This is a genomic window from Pectobacterium hainanensis, assembly GCF_046237015.1.
Lineage (GTDB): Bacteria > Pseudomonadota > Gammaproteobacteria > Enterobacterales > Enterobacteriaceae > JBJYIN01.
The window spans coordinates 1-19,651 of the sequence record NZ_JBJYIN010000002.1 but is presented as its reverse complement, the minus strand read 5'-3'; the positions used below and the strand labels follow the sequence as shown (position 1 = coordinate 19,651).

The following is a 19,651-nucleotide window of genomic DNA, read 5'->3' as shown; positions in this document are numbered from 1 at the left end:
TTCGATGCACTGACTGTGATGCAGCCATTGGGCGCAGCAGGGGGGAAACGCGCGTATTATAGAGAATCCTTCCCCCAGACGAAACCGTTTGCGTAGCTATTATTAAACATCTTATTCAGATAGTGGTTACACATTAACCAAATCAATAAAAGTTGCACACTGGCGGTTTGTTAAGCAAAATGCCCCCACTCTGGGAAATGACGTATAAAAAAGCTGCTGTTACCGACAGACAGGTCCCCCGGTCACCGAGAGATAACTATTTGAAGCCTTTAAAATTAAATTATTTTTTCATCGGGATTATCACGTTACTGCTGGCGCTGGCCTTGTGGCCTTCTATCCCTTGGCGAAGTAGCCAGGATGCGCAGATCCGGCAGATTCTTTCAAGCGGAGAGTTACGTATCAGCACGGTCAACTCGCCGCTGACTTACTATACCAGTAACGGTAACCCCGCAGGTCTGGACTATGAACTGGCAAAACGATTCGCCGATTATCTCGGCGTCAAGCTAGTGGTATCGTCACGTAAAAATCTCGATGACCTGTTTGACGATCTGGATGACAACAATGCCGATTTACTGGCAGCGGGTCTGATATATAACCATGAGCGGCTGGGTCGTTTCCGCGCAGGGCCGACCTATTACTCCGTGTCACAACAACTGGTTTATCGGCTGGGCACCTCTCGCCCACAAAAGCTGGACAAACTCTCAGGACGTTTGGGTGTTACCTCGGGTTCAGCTCACGTCGCAACATTGCGCGATTTGAAGGCCGAAAAATACCCCCAACTTAACTGGGAATCCGCCTCTGATCTGACGACACAAGATCTGTTGAAACACGTTGCAGAAGGCAAATTGGACTATACCATTGCGGATTCTGTCACCATTGGGCTCATGCAGCGTATCCATCCTCAGTTAGCCGTCGCCTTTGATCTGAGCGATGAGGAACCCGTAACCTGGTATATGCGGCGTTCGACTGATGACAGCCTTTCAGCGGCGCTGCTAGATTTTTTCAGTCAAATGGTTGAAGACGGTACGCTCGCACGCCTGGAAGAAAAGTATCTCGGTCACGTAGGGGAATTTGATTACGTCGATACCACGACGTTCCTGAGTGCGATTGATGGCACACTGCCCGACCTTCGCCCCTTATTTGAAAAATACGCCACTGATATCGACTGGAAGTTGCTCGCCGCGATTTCCTATCAGGAATCCCATTGGAATCCATTGGCGACCTCACCAACCGGTGTTCGAGGTCTGATGATGCTGACAAGGAATACGGCGGAAAGCCTCGATGTGACCGATCGCCTCGATCCCGAACAAAGTATCCGAGGCGGCGCACAATATATGTCCCATATGATGCAAAAAATGCCGGATACCATTCCCGAGGATGAAAAAATTTGGTTCGCGCTGGCATCCTACAATATGGGATACGCACATTTATTGGATGCCAGAAAATTAACCGAAAAACAAAAGGGGAATCCCGATAGTTGGGTTGATGTGAAGATGCGATTGCCGATGCTAAGCCAGAAACGCTACTACACACAAACCACTTATGGCTACGCACGAGGACATGAAGCATATAACTATGTCGAGAACATTCGCCGCTATATGGTAAGTCTGGAAGGCTACCTAACGGAGAAAGAAAACAAAGCGAAGCAACAACAGCTATCCGCTCAGGCTTACCCCGTGGTACCGCCGGGTAAAGTGCTGGAGTCAATTCATTAAGGCGTATGAAGGAAAACGACGTTTATCCCGCCGCCTTTTTTTCAGCATCACGACGAGCCTTATGCTGTTCTCGACGCATACGAAAAAAAGCGCTGAGAGCGGCAGAACACGCCTCTGATAATATGCCTGAATCAACCGTAATCTGATGATTCATTCCCGGATGATGCAGAATATCCACCAGCGATCCGGCAGCGCCGGTCTTCTCATCAGTCGCGCCGTAGACCAACCGACCAATACGACTGTGGATCATGGCACCAGCGCACATAATACAGGGCTCAAGCGTCACATAGAGCGTCGTATTCAACAGACGATAGTTTTGCAACACCAGCCCCCCTTGCCGTAAGGCCATAATCTCAGCATGAGCCGTGGGATCGTGATGACCAATCGGACGATTCCACCCTTCACCAATCACGAGATTATCCAAAACCAATACGGCACCGACAGGCACTTCACCTTCATCCTGAGCACGCTGAGCGAGCGTCAGGGCATGGCGCATCCAATATTCATCATCTGATTCCTGACTCACAGTGCCTCTTTATTTTCCCGGTAACATTTTGCGGCGGTATTATAGCGATGGGTTGCGCCAGTACAAATTATACCGGGTTCGTATCATTCCAACTGCTGTAAGCCACCGTCGGATGTCACTCGCCAGCGGTGCTCACAAAAATAGAGTAACGGATTGTCCTGTTTGCTATCGCTGTACCCACTGTAAAGTTTCAGCGGCACACCAAGCTTCTGCTCCATCTGGATCACTTTTTCCCGCCCCAGACAACGTAAAGTCAGCACCCAGCCCCCATAGCGTCGGCTCATTTGGCTTCCCACCAGACGAACCGCTGGCAAGAAAGGCGAATCATGGTAGACCTGTTCAACCAGACGCTGCGGCGATCCCGTGACCAGCCAGACCTGAGCCTGTTCATCGTGTAAATACGTTTTAAGCCGTTCCTGTACCTGCGGAAAAGGCGTCACACGACGTCGAAAATCACGAACAAATTGTTTTTCCAACCGAATCAATTTGGACTCACAACGACCAAAAGTCATCGCCCATAGCAACCAACTAACAGGCCAACGCGCCGCTCGCCCTTGTAACAGCAACCCGATGGCAATAACCGGTAATAATGGGCTAACTAAAACAAGGTTGAGTGGCAGTCGCCGGATCAAAAACCGCAGGAAGCTGCCGAACAGATCCTCCTGGTGCAACGTACCGTCCAAATCAAAGAAAACGACGCGCGAACGTTGCTTATCACTCAAAATATGTCCCCCACATCACCATTAGAAAAAGACGCACCCCGTATGACCAATAGACCTCTCCCATCAGAACGATACCTTACCGACCTATATCCTAAATAATTCGAAGCAAAGGAAGGCAGCCAACACCTGATAACTTGGAGTATGACGAATATATCAGCCGATTAATGCCTCACGCAGATAACCATCATGCTGTCTCAATCGTTCCTGAGCATGTTCCGCGTCCAGCCCACTCAAAATCATTAAAATCGCCGGCTTCACTTCATTTTTCGTTTGTTGTAATGCCAGCCGGGCAACATCCGGTTGTGCCCCGGTAGCTTCAATAACAATGCTGCAAGCGCGATCCAACAATTTGACGTTAGTCGCCCTGACATCCACCATCAGATTCTGATACACCTTGCCCAACTTCACCATCACGCCAGTAGAAATCATATTCAGCACCAGCTTTTGCGCCGTTCCCGATTTCAACCGGGTCGATCCCGTTAATGCTTCCGGGCCGACAACCGGTGAGATAGCAACCTGCGCTTCCTGCGCGATAGGCGAGTGAGGATTACAGGATATCGCTGCCGTTCGACAACCAAGACGGTGAGCATAGCGTAGCGCACCAATAACATAGGGCGTTCGGCCTGAAGCCGCCAACCCCACCACCATATCATCAGATGTCAGGTTTAAGGCCACCAGATCCGCTTCACCCAGTTGCGGATCATCCTCTGCACCTTCAACCGCTTTAAGTAACGCCCCCGGCCCACCGGCGATCAGACCAATCACAAGCCCATGCGGTACACCAAATGTCGGCGGACACTCAGATGCATCCAATACGCCAAGACGCCCGCTCGTCCCAGCCCCCAGATAGATCAATCGACCGCCAGACTTCAATGCCTCCGTCGCCAGATCGACGGCATCAGCAATTTCCGGCAACACCCGTCGAATCGCCTCCGGCACCTTTTGATCTTCCTGATTAAAGACTTTCATCATGTCCAGTGTAGACAACGTATCTAAATCCATGGTGGCAGGGTTACGTGTTTCCGATACTAATGTGCCTAAATTCATCTTGTTACCTCATTCTTCTGGCCCGCGCCGATCCGGGATTATCTGGCTGTCATAGTAATCGCTTTTTGCCACTATAAAAGTACGATATTCTGCAACGGCCTGTACCACTTAATTTATTCAGCCAGTAGGCAAACAGAGAAACGTTAGTGCGATATCGCGGGTTTAAAACATCCCATTACAACCTGTTTTTTATTTGCTGTCTGTTGTTTCTGCTGGCGGGTTCCCTACGTGCCGACTGGGACTTTGTTAACATCCTTAAACGGACCGAACAACTTTATGGTCCGGCGGCTCCAGAGGCTCGCCGTCGCATTGAGGAATGGCAGTCATTATTGGTTTCTCAGCGTCAAACGGAAGAAAAAAAACAGCTAGATACCGTAAACCGTTTTTTTAACGATCGTCTGCAATTCCGGGATGATATTGTCATCTGGAATCAGGAAGATTATTGGGCCAGCCCGATCGAAGCGCTACGTAAAGGCGCGGCTGATTGTGAAGACTACGCTATCGCTAAATACTTCACGCTTCGCCATTTAGGCGTATCGAGTGAAAAATTACGTATTACTTACGTTAAAGCGTTACGCTTAAATAAAGCCCACATGGTGCTGACCTATTATCCAACACCAACATCTATTCCGCTGGTTCTGGATAACCTGACAGATAAGATTCAACCTGCGACCCAACGCAATGATTTGCTGCCGGTTTATTCTTTTAACGGCGAAGGATTATGGTTACCCGGTGCAAACGGCAATAAACGAGTGGGTGACAGTAAACGACTTTCACGCTGGCAGGATCTATTAACCAAAATGCGTGCTGAAGGATTTTCAATTGAGGATTAGGCTATGTCTTTATATAAACAATTATTGATAGCCATCTGCCTGTTCGTGCTGATTATTTTCAGCGGGAGTTTTTTTGTCAGTCTGGAAAACTCGCGTGAACAATATAATAACCAGCTTCACTCACACGCACAGGATGCGGCAACGGCGCTTGGCCTGTCCTTGACGCCGAATATTGACGACCCGGCGATGGTCGAACTCATGGTCAGTTCAATTTTTGACAGCGGTTATTTCTCCAGCATTCGTATCCAGGATTTAAAAACCAACAACATCACGCTGGAACGCACCGCCTCACCGGAAGTCCCTAATGTGCCAGCCTGGTTTGTTCGTCTGGTGAATCTTCAGCCGGGTGCTGGCGAAGCCATCATCATGCGTGGATGGGAACAGGCCGCCAAGGTTGAGGTTATCAGCCATCCTATGTTCTCCATTACCCGGCTGTGGAAGAGTAGCTTAGCGACATTACTCTGGTTGCTCGGCTGTGCAACGTTGGGCGTACTCATTAGTGCTTTACTGCTGCGTCGTCAATTACGACCACTGGATTACATTGTTGAGCAATCGCTGGCAATTACGCGCCGGGAATTTCTCAGCCAGCCTGATTTACCGAACACCCCTGAATTCCGCCGTGTCGCACAAGCAATGAATCTGATGGTCAGCAAGCTCAAAACCTTATTTGGCGAGGAAGCGGAACGAAGCGAACGCTTACGTCAGGAGGCCTATCAGGACCCGCTGACTGGGCTGGCAAATCGTCGCTCATTCGACATGCAGCTCAATAATAAACTCGCAGATGAAGAAACTGCGCCGGGTTTCCTGCTTTTACTTCGTGTACAAGATCTTTCCGGGATGAACCAACGTCTGGGTGGCCAACGAACAGATGCCTTGTTGACCTCAATTAGCGATATGATGCGTAAAACCCAAAAACAGCATACGAAAGCCGAAAGTATTCTCGCCCGCATTCGCGGAGGTGAATTTGCCATGCTGTGTCCTGGTTTGGTGGATAAAGAGGCTTATGCCCTCATCGATGAACTGACACGCAGCATCGAAACGCTACATTTAACGGGCGAAACGGACGTATCGCCCGTCGCCAAATTCGGTATGGTTCCCTTCCGTCCGGGTGATTCCGCCCAGTCATTATTAGTCCAGGGCGATCAGGCACTCACTAAGGCCGAAAGCCATTCCGATACCACAATCATTTCTCATGAATCACCCGTTAATGGCTCTCAGGTTGAGAGCGATCGACACAGGTGGTTTAACCGGTTGGATCACATATTGGAACAAGGGCATCTGCAACTGTTCCTACAGCCCGTTGTGGACTGTCTTGAGCCTGAGCGAGTTCTGCACCACAAAGTGTTGGCAAGGATCGAAGATGAACAGGGGAACAGCATTGCTGCTGGACGTTTCCTGCCCTGGATTCAACGCTTTGACTGGAGCACTCGGTTAGATCAAGCCATGATGAAGCAGGTGCTGGATTATTTACGTCTCCACCCCGGTAACCTTGCTTTCAGTTTATCCGGTAGCACGGTGCTTGATCTGAAACTCGTCGCGCGATTGCTAGCACCACTCAAACAGCAACCTGCATTAGCAAAACGTCTAATTTTAGAACTGGACGAAAACCAGTTACCGGACACCGCGCAAATAGAGGCATTAATCAAGCTACTCAATGAACATGGTTGTACGTTGGGGCTTCAGCATTTTGGCGGTCGATTCAGTATGATTGGCAATCTATCCCAATGGGGATTGGCCTACCTGAAAGTTGATGGCAGCTATATTCGCAATATCGATCAGGAAGAAGATAAAAAAATGTTTATCGAAGCTCTGTATCGCGCGACCAACAGTATCGCACTACCGCTTATCGCTGAACGTGTTGAAACAACGGGTGAGTTTGCCGTTCTTCAGGAAATGGGATTATATGGCGCAATGGGCCGCTTATTGGGCGAACCCGCTCCTGCAGTTCAATAGGATAAAGCGCGGCCTGTTATTGGCAGGCCGTTTCACCGCGATTTGTGCCACATCAAAACATCTTATCTTCATCGTCACCAATGAGTTTGTTTAAACTGCCATTCAATGCTTCACGTGCTTGCGCACGACCAATCAGTTTGAGTTGTGCTGCTTGCGGAAAATCGGTGATATTAATTAAGCCTTTCTGCATTAACACCTGGATTAAATCCTCAAGCACACGAACCATCTCCAGATCGCTTTGACGCAGCTGTTGTAAACTTTTTTGCCATGCGATGACTTCAGGAGCATCTCGAGACAACTCCTCAGTCATCTCAGGAAAAGGCGCGTCCTCGGCCCGAATTAAATGGCCATCACTATTGCGCTGGATGTAAAGCATCGCTGAAACCTCCTAAAAAATCGCCGGACGCCAAAAAACGTCAGGAACGTCTTTTAACACCGCTTGCAGTGGCCAGTAAGGCGGCGGGCAGGACGCTCGCCATAATTTTTAACGTCACTTGCGACGGCTTGTAAAGTAACGAGCAAGGGCGCCCCGTCATAAAAAACTGGCGCCAGATCGCGATCAATCACCTATCTGGACGCCAGTCAAACAGAGGCACGTTACGAATGGGTCTCCGGTTTGGCAATCAGATTATCCATCACGTTACCAGAATACCCTTCTAACGTAATCGACACGTCAACGGTGCCGCCTTTCACTGCGTGATCCCCGGTAAACTCACCTTTCGTACTGACTTCAATCACTTGAGAACCATTCACCATACTGGTCCGGATATAATGACTAATATCAGCCGTTCCATTCAGTTCATTGAGCAAACCACTCAGGTCAAGCTTATCACCCTCTTTCGGGTTAAAATCTTTGACAATGTCGTGTCCGAAATCACCTTCTTGCCACTTGAAGATATCCGCACCTTTACCCCCTATCAGCACATCATTTCCTTTGCCGCCGATCAGGATATCGTCACCGTCCCCGCCGATTAACGTGTCGTTGCCATCACCGCCATAAAGCTTATCGTTTCCTGCTCCGCCGTTCAGGGTATCATTACCGCCTTGTCCATAAAGGATGTCATTCCCCGCACCACCATTCAGGATATCATTGCCACCATTCGCTGATGAGATATCAAACTTGTCGCTATGCTCGGTGATGTACTCATGTACCTGCTTCGCCGTCACTGAAGAGGCATCCAGCTTCAATTGTCCCGCTACGTAAGATTGCAGCGCGGTATAACCGTTACCGTTAATCCCCCCCAATGTCACCACGTCGCCGAACAGAATGTCATCCCCGGCACCGCCATCGACGTTATCATTACCGGCTGGCAACAAGGTATTTTTGCCCAGAATAGCTTCATTCAGGTTGTCAGGGTTGATATTAGACTGAACCTGGCCATCACTATCGTAATTTTTCAGATCGTTGGCATTAAGCGCACCACCAAGACCGATAGCTTCCACGGTGGATAAACCTTTGAGTAAGGCAAACGCCTGACCCGCATTGGAGTGGCTGGCATTTGCGTTAGTGGAACCACTTACCCACGACCAACCATTCCAGTAGTTATCATTATTACCACGCCCGTCAAGAGTAGAAATCTCATAGGTGCCATCGCCTTGAGGCATAAGACGCGAACTGCTCCCCGTAATTTCGGATGACGACCACCGGGTTCCGCTACCACTGGAGGTTTCGGTCCATTTATAAACCCGACCATTTGCATCGACGACAATACGGTCACTCCCGCCAAGGCTAACTTTGACGATATCCCCCGGACGATAGTTATTGACGTTTAGCAATGCATCCAACGCCACATCGCTAGCCTGTCGATAATCGATAACAACAGGATTGGTATTCTCGCCACTTTGATAGTACGTCGGCTGACCATCCGTAATGAAGTACGTCAGATTCTTACCCGGGTTGCTCGTTACCGTCTGGCTCTGGAACCAGTTGGCCGTCGTTTTGAACACGTCCTCATAGTTAGTACCGCCGCCGCTGCTCAACGAATTAAGAACACCGGTTAACTTATTCAGGGCATTCGTATCCGACAAATCAACCGAGATCGATTTTCCTACCTGGGTATCGAAATCAGCCAGGAATACGTTAACTTTTCCTGAATGATCGCCGTTAGCACTTGCAATTAACGAGTTAAATACCTTAGTAAGCGATGTGACCGTTTTACTGATATCGGACTCCGACATACTGCCCGACGAATCGACCATAAAGGCAATGTTGTAGTTTGTTCCAGAGACGATTTGCAGACCGGTAACATCAGCAATAATGACATCATTACCGTGAGTTCCAGTAATGTCATCGTTGCCAGTAGAGCCAACCGCCACACCAAACTGTTCAACAACCTGCGAGGATGTCCCCTTCGCATGATCGCCATTACTGGTTTCAGTCGAGGTGGCATCCGCCACCACGGTAAATTTACCTGCATCGACCGGGACATTAATCGTGAGCTTACTGGATAAGGTTTGATCACCATGAGCGTTAGGGATCTTATAGATCCCATCATCACCAATGGTCGCGATCACCTTACCACCACTCAGTATCTGCGTGCCTTTTGGCAACCCTGACAGGGTAATATCAGATAACGCTTCGCTGCCGTCGGTATCCGTCAGCGTAGCCGATACATCAATGGTATGTTCCTGATAGCCAGGGTTTCCGGGTACGGTTTCAATGATAGTGCGGCTATCATTCCCTACCGTCTTGGTTCCATCGCCGTAGATGATACCTTCAAGTTTATTGCCACTATTAATCAGCCCCTTGCCATTATAAGAAACGGATACAGTGTCATACCCGTTGACCTTATCGTGATAATTTTCTGCAACATCCTTATAACCGTCAGCTTTTGTTCCTTCAATAAAGATATAGTCAGATTTTGTCGCTGAATCGTCGCCTGTTACCGCATTCAAATCGTTCCATCGAGGATTGCTACCATCCGCATTGCTTGTCTGATAGCCGCTCCCCTTATGCACCACATAAATATCGGTATAAGCCTTATCACCACTGGTATTGCCCTGAGTATAATATTTAATCTGAGCGGAGGAATTTGCAGATGAAGGGACCTTATCCCCCTCAGTTAGCCATACACGAACTCCATCACCAATGGCGATGATCTTGCCGTCCTGGACATCAAAGCCACCAGGTTTACCGCTACCGCCATTCACTCTGATGATTTCGGTCGTTGTCGGGGTGGTATTGCCACTGGTGATACTTAGGGTGACGGTTGGCGCATCAGCGACTGGCGTTACGGTAATCGTCCCTTTAGCTGCATCAGAAATCAACCCGGCATTATCCGTCGCTTTATAGGTAAAGTCGGTATTGCCGCTCCAATCTGCATTCGGTTTAAAATAAATCGTCGCGCCATTATTACTCGCGCTGATCGCCGCATTCGGTGCCAATGCCTGCGTTGCCGCTGCATCGCTGTAGAACGCGCCATGTGCCGGTTGCCCGGTAATATGGAAGCTGGTTACGGTTCCATCCTCATCGGTGCCGCTTAAATGCACCGCAATGATTGAATCTTCCGTACCGTTGGCCGCCACCGCATCAGCATCAGGTGCACTTGGCAACGTCACGCTCACACGCCCCGTTGCGCCATCACCATCGGCATCAGTGAGTTTGTACTCGAACGAAATATTTTTGCTATTCGGCAATTCCTGATACTGGAAGAGCTCCCATTTTCCTGTTGATGGGGTCAACTGCACCTGGAAAGCCATTTGGTTGCCATTCCAGCCAATCAGGCTGTTACCATTGTTGGTAACTTCAACCCGAATACCGTCAATGCCCTGACCATTAGTCAGCCCGGTTAGCACCAATGCGTTTTCGCTGGCAGGGCCATCCGCGCCATACTGCGCATCAATGGATCCCGTCGCATAGCCAATCGCTTCTTGAGTATCCGACCCGGTAAACGTAATCGACTTAACGGTAAAGTCACTATTATCCTTGTGTGAAAAAGGCTGCCCATTATCCGTCGCTTTCAGAATGATGGTATCGAAACCGCCATCTTTAACATTAAAACCAGCAGCATAATCACCACTGTTTGCATTCGAAGAGAATGATTGCGTCGAAATCAACTTACCGTCTCGGTAGAACTCAGCGACACCCGTTTCAAGTTCCCCACCAAACATCGCGGAAAACTCAATCTGAGCACCAAAAGCGACCTTACCATCTTGCAGTTTGATGACTAACTCTTCTGATGCACCTTTTCCGTCCGATGTTTTACGATAATCAATTTCGTTGGCAATGTTATGGTAAGGCGACTGACTACTGGAAACGCCCAGACCATTACCACTTTTATTGACATTGGCATCGACTAAATGCAGATCGGTCGTGCTTTCAAAACCTTTTGCGGTCACATTAATGGCGCCATCCGAAGAGCGATAAATGTCTTTCGCACCACCGCTCCCTTTCACAATGCTTCCATCACTCGTGCTACCAAAATTAATCTTCCCGGTGTAAATATCGGGAATATCATTGAGCGTGATCGCTTCCTTATAGGACTGTGCGTCTGGAGAGTCATCCTCAACCGTGACCTTGATGATCGAGTTAACGGTTGAAGACTCGTCAGAAACCTTCACACCAATATCAAAACTCAAGGTATCTTCCTGTCCTTTGACCGGATGATCGATAGGCGCCTTGAGCTCTACGGTGTATTTACCGTTGTTATCGATACTGGCATTGATAACTTCCGTATTCCCGGCTTTACCTACTAAGGTGTGACCATCACCAGACAGCGTCCACTTAACCTCAACACCATCAGAGGTGATCTTGTCGGCAGGTGCCACTAACTTCACCGTCACCGTACTACTGTCCGGATCATGGATTGTCAGTTTGCCAGTTACCACCGTCTTATCCGTGGTATCCGAAGTACCAACATTATCTTTAATACCGCCGGGTAACCCTTCTTCAGATACAACAGCCGTGCCAGCACTAACCGTTGGCGGTGTATTTATATCGACAATGGTCGCGTTACCGCTGTCGGTAATGCCTGCCGGCAGCGGGGTGCCGCTGGCGGTCTGTCCGCTCAGGGTGGCGTTCAGGCTAAAGTTCTCCCGGCCCTCGAACACGCCGTCATCCACGGTCGGCACGCTCACCACCAGTCCGCCGGTGGTGCCCGCCGGTACCGTCAGGCTGTAGCTGCCGTCTGCATGGGCCGTCACTACCACCGGCTGCCCATTCAGGGTGGCCGTCGGGGTGCCAATATCCCCCGCGTCAATCTGTCCGCCCAGGGTAAAGCTCAGCGTGGTAGCGTTGTTCACCGACTGACTCAGCGCTATGTCAAAGCTTGCCGTGCCGCCTTCATTCACCTCGCCCGCATCGCCCACCGTCAGCACCGGCACATCGGCGCCGGGGTTCGGCTGGGTTGGATCGGTGCTGTCCAGATCGACAATGGTCGCGCTGCCGCTGTCGGTAATGCCCGCCGGCAGCGGGGTGCCGCTGGCGGTCTGTCCGCTCAGGGTGGCGTTCAGGCTAAAGTTCTCCCGGCCCTCGAACACGCCGTCGTCCACGGTCGGCACACTCACCACGATGCCACCGGTGGTGCCCGCCGGCACCGTCAGGCTGTAGCTGCCGTCCGCATGCACGGTGACTGGCAGCGGCTGCCCATTCAGGGTCGCCGTCGGGGTACCGATATCCCCCGCATCAATCTGCCCGCCCAGGGTAAAGCTCAGCGTGGTGGCATTGTTCACCGGCTGGCTCAGCGCTATGTCAAAGCTCGCCGTGCCGCCTTCATTCACCTCGCCCGCGTCGCCCACCGTCAGCACCGGCACATCGGCACCGGGGTTCGGCTGGGTCGGATCGGTGCTGTCCAGATCGACAATGGTCGCGCTGCCGCTGTCGGTAATGCCCGCCGGCAGCGGGGTGCCGCTGGCGGTCTGTCCGCTCAGGGTGGCGTTCAGGCTAAAGTTCTCCCGGCCCTCGAACACGCCGTCATCCACGGTCGGCACGCTCACCACCAGTCCGCCGGTGGTGCCCGCCGGTACCGTCAGGCTGTAGCTGCCGTCCGCATGCACAGTGACCTCCACCGGCTGACCATTCAGGGTGGCCGTCGGCGTACCAATATCCCCCGCATCAATCTGCCCGCCCAGGGTAAAGCTCAGCGTGGTGGCGTTATTCACCGGCTGGCTCAGCGCTATGTCAAAGCTCGCCGTGCCGCCTTCATTCACCTCGCCCGCGTCGCCCACCGTCAGCACCGGCACGTCCGCGCCCGGGTTCGGCTGGGTCGGATCGGTGCTGTCCAGATCGACAATGGTCGCGTTACCGCTGTCGCTGATCCCCGCCGGCAGCGGGGTGCCGCTGGCGGTCTGTCCGCTCAGGGTGGCGTTCAGGCTAAAGTTCTCCCGGCCCTCGAACACGCCGTCGTCCACGGTCGGCACACTCACCACGATGCCACCGGTGGTGCCCGCCGGTACCGTCAGGCTGTAGCTGCCGTCCGCATGCACGGTGACCTGAACAGGCTGCCCATTCAGGGTGGCCGTCGGGGTGCCGATATCGGCGGCGTCAATCTGCCCACCCAGGGTAAAGCTCAGCGTGGTAGCGTTATTGACCGGCTGGCTCAGCGCAATGTCAAAGCTCGCCGTGCCGCCTTCATTCACCTCGCCCGCGTCCCCCACCGTCAGCACCGGCACATCGGCACCGGGGTTCGGCTGGGTCGGATCGGTGCTGTCCAGATCGACAATGGTCGCGCTGCCGCTGTCGCTGATCCCCGCCGGCAGCGGGGTGCCGCTGGCGGTCTGTCCGCTCAGGGTGGCGTTCAGGCTAAAGTTCTCCCGGCCCTCGAACACGCCGTCGTCCACGGTCGGCACACTCACCACGATGCCACCGGTGGTGCCCGCCGGCACCGTCAGGCTGTAGCTGCCGTCCGCATGCACGGTGACCTGAACAGGCTGCCCGTTCAGGGTCGCCGTTGGCGTACCGATATCCCCCGCCTCAATCTGTCCGCCCAGGGTAAAGCTCAGCGTGGTGGCGTTATTGACCGGCTGGCTCAGCGCAATCTCAAAGCTCGCCGTGCCGCCTTCATTCACCTCGCCCGCGTCGCCCACCGTCAGCACCGGCACATCGGCACCCGGATTTGGGTTAGTCGGATCGGTGCTGTCCAGATCGACAATGGTGGCGCTGCCGCTGTCGGTAATGCCCGCCGGCAGCGGGGTGCCGCTGGCGGTCTGTCCGCTCAGGGTGGCGTTCAGGCTAAAGTTCTCCCGGCCCTCGAACACGCCGTCATCCACGGTCGGCACGCTCACCACCAGTCCGCCGGTGGTGCCCGCCGGTACCGTCAGGCTGTAGCTGCCGTCCGCATGCACGGTGACCTCCACCGGCTGACCATTCAGGGTGGCCGTCGGCGTACCGATATCCCCCGCATCAATCTGCCCGCCCAGGGTAAAGCTCAGCGTGGTGGCGTTATTCACCGGCTGGCTCAGCGCAATCTCAAAGCTCGCCGTGCCGCCTTCGTTGACCTCACCCGCGTCGCCCACCGTCAGCACCGGCACATCGGCACCCGGATTTGGGTTAGTCGGATCGGTGCTGTCCAGATCGACAATGGTCGCGCTGCCGCTGTCGGTAATGCCCGCCGGCAGCGGGGTGCCGCTGGCGGTCTGTCCGCTCAGGGTGGCGTTCAGGCTAAAGTTCTCCCGGCCCTCGAACACGCCGTCATCCACGGTCGGCACGCTCACCACCAGTCCGCCGGTGGTGCCCGCCGGTACCGTCAGGCTGTAGCTGCCGTCCGCATGCACGGTGACCTCCACCGGCTGACCATTCAGGGTGGCCGTCGGGGTGCCAATATCCCCCGCGTCAATCTGTCCGCCCAGGGTAAAGCTCAGCGTGGTAGCGTTGTTCACCGACTGACTCAGCGCTATGTCAAAGCTTGCCGTGCCGCCTTCATTCACCTCGCCCGCATCGCCCACCGTCAGCACCGGCACATCGGCGCCGGGGTTCGGCTGGGTTGGATCGGTGCTGTCCAGATCGACAATGGTCGCGCTGCCGCTGTCGGTAATGCCCGCCGGCAGCGGGGTGCCGCTGGCGGTCTGTCCGCTCAGGGTGGCGTTCAGGCTAAAGTTCTCCCGGCCCTCGAACACGCCGTCGTCCACGGTCGGCACACTCACCACGATGCCACCGGTGGTGCCCGCCGGCACCGTCAGGCTGTAGCTGCCGTCCGCATGCACGGTGACTGGCAGCGGCTGCCCATTCAGGGTCGCCGTCGGGGTACCGATATCCCCCGCATCAATCTGCCCGCCCAGGGTAAAGCTCAGCGTGGTGGCATTGTTCACCGGCTGGCTCAGCGCTATGTCAAAGCTCGCCGTGCCGCCTTCATTCACCTCGCCCGCGTCGCCCACCGTCAGCACCGGCACATCGGCGCCGGGGTTCGGCTGGGTTGGATCGGTGCTGTCCAGATCGACAATGGTCGCGCTGCCGCTGTCGGTAATGCCCGCCGGCAGCGGGGTGCCGCTGGCGGTCTGTCCGCTCAGGGTGGCGTTCAGGCTAAAGTTCTCCCGGCCCTCGAACACGCCGTCATCCACGGTCGGCACGCTCACCACCAGTCCGCCGGTGGTGCCCGCCGGTACCGTCAGGCTGTAGCTGCCGTCCGCATGGGCCGTCACCTCCACCGGCTGACCATTCAGGGTGGCCGTCGGGGTGCCGATATCGGCGGCGTCAATCTGCCCGCCCAGGGTAAAGCTCAGCGTGGTGGCGTTATTGACCGGCTGGCTCAGCGCAATCTCAAAGCTCGCCGTGCCGCCTTCATTCACCTCGCCCGCGTCGCCCACCGTCAGCACCGGCACATCGGCACCGGGGTTCGGCTGGGTCGGATCGGTGCTGTCCAGATCGACAATGGTCGCGTTACCGCTGTCGCTGATCCCCGCCGGCAGCGGGGTGCCGCTGGCGGTCTGTCCGCTCAGGGTGGCGTTCAGGCTAAAGTTCTCCCGGCCCTCGAACACGCCGTCATCCACGGTCGGCACGCTCACCACCAGTCCGCCGGTGGTGCCCGCCGGTACCGTCAGGCTGTAGCTGCCGTCCGCATGGGCCGTCACTTCCACCGGCTGACCATTCAGGGTCGCCGTCGGGGTACCGATATCGCCCGCCTCAATCTGTCCGCCGAGGGTAAACGTCAGCGTGGTGGAGTTATTCACCGGCTGGCTCAGCGCAATGTCAAAGCTCGCCGTGCCGCCTTCGTTGACCTCACCCGCGTCGCCCACCGTCAGCACCGGCACATCGGCACCCGGATTTGGGTTAGTCGGATCGGTGCTGTCCAGATCGACAATGGTCGCGCTGCCGCTGTCGGTAATGCCCGCCGGCAGCGGGGTGCCGCTGGCGGTCTGTCCGCTCAGGGTGGCGTTCAGGCTAAAGTTCTCCCGGCCCTCGAACACGCCGTCATCCACGGTCGGCACGCTCACCACCAGTCCGCCGGTGGTGCCCGCCGGTACCGTCAGGCTGTAGCTGCCGTCCGCATGCACAGTGACCTCCACCGGCTGACCATTCAGGGTCGCCGTCGGGGTACCAATATCCCCCGCATCAATCTGCCCGCCTAGGGTAAAGCTCAGCGTGGTGGCGTTATTCACCGGCTGGCTCAGCGCAATGTCAAAGCTCGCCGTGCCGCCTTCATTCACCTCGCCCGCATCGCCCACCGTCAGCACCGGCACGTCCGCCCCCGGGTTCGGCTGGGTCGGATCGGTGCTGTCCAGATCGACAATGGTCGCGCTGCCGCTGTCGGTAATGCCCGCCGGCAGCGGGGTGCCGCTGGCGGTATTGCCACTCAGGGTGGCGTTCAGGCTAAAGTTTTCCCGGCCCTCGAACACGCCGTCGTCCACGGTCGGCACGCTGACCACGATACCACCGGTGATGCCCGCCGGTACCGTCAGGCTGTAGCTGCCGTCCGCATGCACGGTGACCTGAACAGGCTGCCCGTTCAGGGTCGCCGTTGGCGTACCGATATCCCCCGCCTCAATCTGTCCGCCCAGGGTAAAGCTCAGCGTGGTGGCGTTATTGACCGGCTGGCTCAGCGCAATCTCAAAGCTCGCCGTGCCGCCTTCATTCACCTCGCCCGCGTCGCCCACCGTCAGCACCGGCACATCGGCACCCGGATTTGGGTTAGTCGGATCGGTGCTGTCCAGATCGACAATGGTGGCGCTGCCGCTGTCGGTAATGCCCGCCGGCAGCGGGGTGCCGCTGGCGGTATTGCCACTCAGGGTGGCATTCAGGCTAAAGCTCTCGCGGCCCTCGAACACCCCGTCATCCACCGTCGGTACGCTCACCACGATGCCACCGGTGGTCCCGGCCGGTACTGTCAGGCTGTAGCTGCCGTCCGCATGCACGGTGACCTGAACAGGCTGCCCATTCAGGGTCGCCGTCGGGGTACCGATATCGCCCGCGTCAATCTGCCCGCCCAGGGTAAAGCTCAGCGTGGTGGCATTGTTCACCGGCTGGCTCAGCGCTATGTCAAAGCTCGCGGTGCCGCCTTCATTCACCTCGCCCGCGTCCCCCACCGTCAGCACCGGCACATCGGCACCCGGGTTCGGGTTGCTCGGATCGGTGCTGTCCAGATCGACAATGGTCGCCGAGCCGCTGTCGGTAATGCCCGCCGGCAGCGGGGTGCCGCTGGCGGTCTGTCCGCTCAGGGTGGCGTTCAGGCTAAAGTTCTCCCGGCCCTCGAACACGCCGTCATCCACGGTCGGCACGCTCACCACCAGTCCGCCGGTGGTGCCCGCCGGTACCGTCAGGCTGTAGCTGCCGTCCGCATGGGCCGTCACCTCCACCGGCTGACCATTCAGGGTGGCCGTCGGGGTGCCGATATCGGCGGCGTCAATCTGCCCACCCAGGGTAAAGCTCAGCGTGGTGGCATTGTTCACCGGCTGGCTCAGCGCAATCTCAAAGCTCGCCGTGCCGCCTTCATTCACCTCGCCCGCGTCGCCCACCGTCAGCACCGGCACATCGGCGCCCGGGTTCGGCTGGGTCGGATCGGTGCTGTCCAGATCGACAATGGTCGCGCTGCCGCTGTCGGTAATGCCCGCCGGCAGCGGGGTGCCGCTGGCGGTCTGTCCGCTCAGGGTGGCGTTCAGGCTAAAGTTCTCCCGGCCCTCGAACACGCCGTCATCCACGGTCGGCACGCTCACCACCAGTCCGCCGGTGGTGCCCGCCGGTACCGTCAGGCTGTAGCTGCCGTCTGCATGGGCCGTCACTACCACCGGCTGCCCGTTCAGGGTGGCCGTCGGCGTACCAATATCCCCCGCATCAATCTGCCCGCCCAGGGTAAAGCTCAGCGTGGTGGCGTTATTCACCGGCTGGCTCAGCGCTATGTCAAAGCTCGCCGTGCCGCCTTCATTCACCTCGCCCGCGTCGCCCACCGTCAGCACCGGCACATCGGCGCCGGGGTTCGGCTGGGTTGGATCGGTGCTGTCCAGATCGACAATGGTCGCGCTGCCGCTGTCGGTAATGCCCGCCGGCAGCGGGGTGCCGCTGGCGGTCTGTCCGCTCAGGGTGGCGTTCAGGCTAAAGTTCTCCCGGCCCTCGAACACGCCGTCATCCACGGTCGGCACGCTCACCACCAGTCCGCCGGTGGTGCCCGCCGGTACCGTCAGGCTGTAGCTGCCGTCCGCATGGGCCGTCACCTCCACCGGCTGACCATTCAGGGTGGCCGTCGGGGTGCCGATATCGGCGGCGTCAATCTGCCCACCCAGGGTAAAGCTCAGCGTGGTGGCATTGTTCACCGGCTGGCTCAGCGCAATCTCAAAGCTCGCCGTGCCGCCTTCATTCACCTCGCCCGCGTCGCCCACCGTCAGCATCGGCACATCGGCACCCGGGTTCGGGTTGCTCGGATCGGTGCTGTCCAGATCGACAATGGTCGCACTGCCGCTGTCGGTAATGCCCGCCGGCAGCGGGGTGCCGCTGGCGGTATTGCCACTCAGGGTGGCGTTCAGGCTAAAGTTCTCCCGGCCCTCGAACACGCCGTCATCCACGGTCGGCACGCTCACCACCAGTCCGCCGGTGGTGCCCGCCGGTACCGTCAGGCTGTAGCTGCCGTCCGCATGGGCCGTCACCTCCACCGGCTGACCATTCAGGGTGGCCGTCGGGGTGCCGATATCGGCGGCGTCAATCTGCCCGCCCAGGGTAAAGCTCAGCGTGGTGGCGTTATTGACCGGCTGGCTCAGCGCAATCTCAAAGCTCGCCGTGCCGCCTTCATTCACCTCGCCCGCGTCGCCCACCGTCAGCACCGGCACGTCCGCGCCCGGGTTCGGCTGGGTCGGATCGGTGCTGTCCAGATCGACAATGGTCGCCGAGCCGCTGTCGGTAATGCCCGCCGGCAGCGGGGTGCCGCTGGCGGTACTGCCACTCAGGGTGGCGTTCAGGCTAAAGTTCTCCCGGCCTTCAAACACGCCGTCGTCCACGGTTGGCACGCTCACCACCAGTCCGCCGGTGGTCCCGGCCGGTACCGTAATGCTATAGCTGCCGTTGTCGTTCCTGGTCACGCTCACGGTTTCACCGTTGATCGTCGCCGTCGGGGTACCGATATCATCCGCGTCAATCTGTCCGCCCAGCGTAAACGTCAGCGTGGTGGCGTTGTTCACCGGCTGGCTCAGCGCAATCTCAAAGCTCGCCGTGCCGCCTTCGTTGACCTCACCCGCGTCGCCCACCGTCAGCACCGGCACATCGGCACCCGGATTTGGGTTAGTCGGATCGGTGCTGTCCAGATCGACAATGGTCGCCGAGCCGCTGTCGGTAATGCCCGCCGGCAGCGGGGTGCCGCTGGCGGTATTGCCACTCAGGGTGGCGTTCAGGCTAAAGTTCTCCCGGCCCTCGAACACGCCGTCATCCACGGTCGGCACGCTCACCACCAGTCCGCCGGTGGTGCCCGCCGGTACCGTCAGGCTGTAGCTGCCGTCCGCATG

General features: G+C 56.3%; 10 protein-coding genes. 5 read left to right on the top strand and 5 right to left on the bottom strand.

Annotated elements, in window-relative coordinates; genetic code table 11:
- The first annotated feature begins 179 nt into the window (after positions 1-179).
- Positions 180-1,715 carry a membrane-bound lytic murein transglycosylase MltF gene (mltF, locus tag ACKPVM_RS02175; protein ID WP_409306514.1) on the top strand — a complete coding sequence of 512 codons (1,536 nt, stop codon included), beginning with the start codon at positions 180-182 and terminating at the stop codon, positions 1,713-1,715.
- A 22-nt stretch (positions 1,716-1,737) separates the two neighbouring features.
- On the opposite strand, the gene tadA is transcribed toward mltF, so the two are convergent.
- From tadA to murQ, 3 genes are all read right to left on the bottom strand, one after another.
- Positions 1,738-2,241: a tRNA adenosine(34) deaminase TadA gene (gene tadA, locus ACKPVM_RS02170; RefSeq protein WP_409306512.1), complete on the bottom strand. Its 504-nt coding sequence runs from the start codon at positions 2,239-2,241 to the stop codon at positions 1,738-1,740.
- Positions 2,242-2,324: 83 nt separating this feature from the next.
- Positions 2,325-2,963, bottom strand: coding sequence for a phosphatidylglycerophosphatase C (gene yfhb, locus ACKPVM_RS02165; protein WP_409306511.1), 639 nt, complete (start codon positions 2,961-2,963; stop codon positions 2,325-2,327).
- A gap of 153 nt (positions 2,964-3,116) precedes the next feature.
- Complete coding sequence (gene murQ, locus ACKPVM_RS02160; RefSeq protein ID WP_409306510.1) at positions 3,117-4,010, bottom strand: N-acetylmuramic acid 6-phosphate etherase; 894 nt, start codon at positions 4,008-4,010, stop codon at positions 3,117-3,119.
- Positions 4,011-4,156: 146 nt separating this feature from the next.
- Between murQ and lapG the strand changes: the two genes are divergently transcribed.
- Both lapG and lapD read left to right on the top strand, forming a co-directional pair.
- Entirely contained in the window at positions 4,157-4,843 is a 687-nt protein-coding gene (gene lapG, locus ACKPVM_RS02155; protein WP_409306509.1) for a cysteine protease LapG, read from the top strand.
- A 3-nt stretch (positions 4,844-4,846) separates the two neighbouring features.
- Entirely contained in the window at positions 4,847-6,796 is a 1,950-nt protein-coding gene (gene lapD, locus ACKPVM_RS02150) for a cyclic di-GMP receptor LapD (RefSeq protein WP_409306508.1), read from the top strand.
- A 52-nt stretch (positions 6,797-6,848) separates the two neighbouring features.
- On the opposite strand, the gene ACKPVM_RS02145 is transcribed toward lapD, so the two are convergent.
- On the bottom strand, positions 6,849-7,172 hold the full coding sequence (locus tag ACKPVM_RS02145; protein ID WP_409306507.1) for a tryptophan synthase subunit beta: 324 nt from the start codon (positions 7,170-7,172) through the stop codon (positions 6,849-6,851).
- A gap of 221 nt (positions 7,173-7,393) precedes the next feature.
- Positions 7,394-17,080 (bottom strand): type I secretion C-terminal target domain-containing protein, encoded by a 9,687-nt coding sequence (locus tag ACKPVM_RS02140; RefSeq protein WP_409306506.1) that lies wholly within the window; start codon positions 17,078-17,080, stop codon positions 7,394-7,396.
- Between the two features lie 121 nt (positions 17,081-17,201).
- Between ACKPVM_RS02140 and ACKPVM_RS02135 the strand changes: the two genes are divergently transcribed.
- Entirely contained in the window at positions 17,202-17,492 is a 291-nt protein-coding gene (locus ACKPVM_RS02135; RefSeq protein WP_409306505.1) for a hypothetical protein, read from the top strand.
- 11 nt (positions 17,493-17,503) lie between these two features.
- Positions 17,504-19,651: hypothetical protein (locus ACKPVM_RS02130; RefSeq protein ID WP_409306504.1), on the top strand; the 2,148-nt coding region annotated here is incomplete at its 3' end.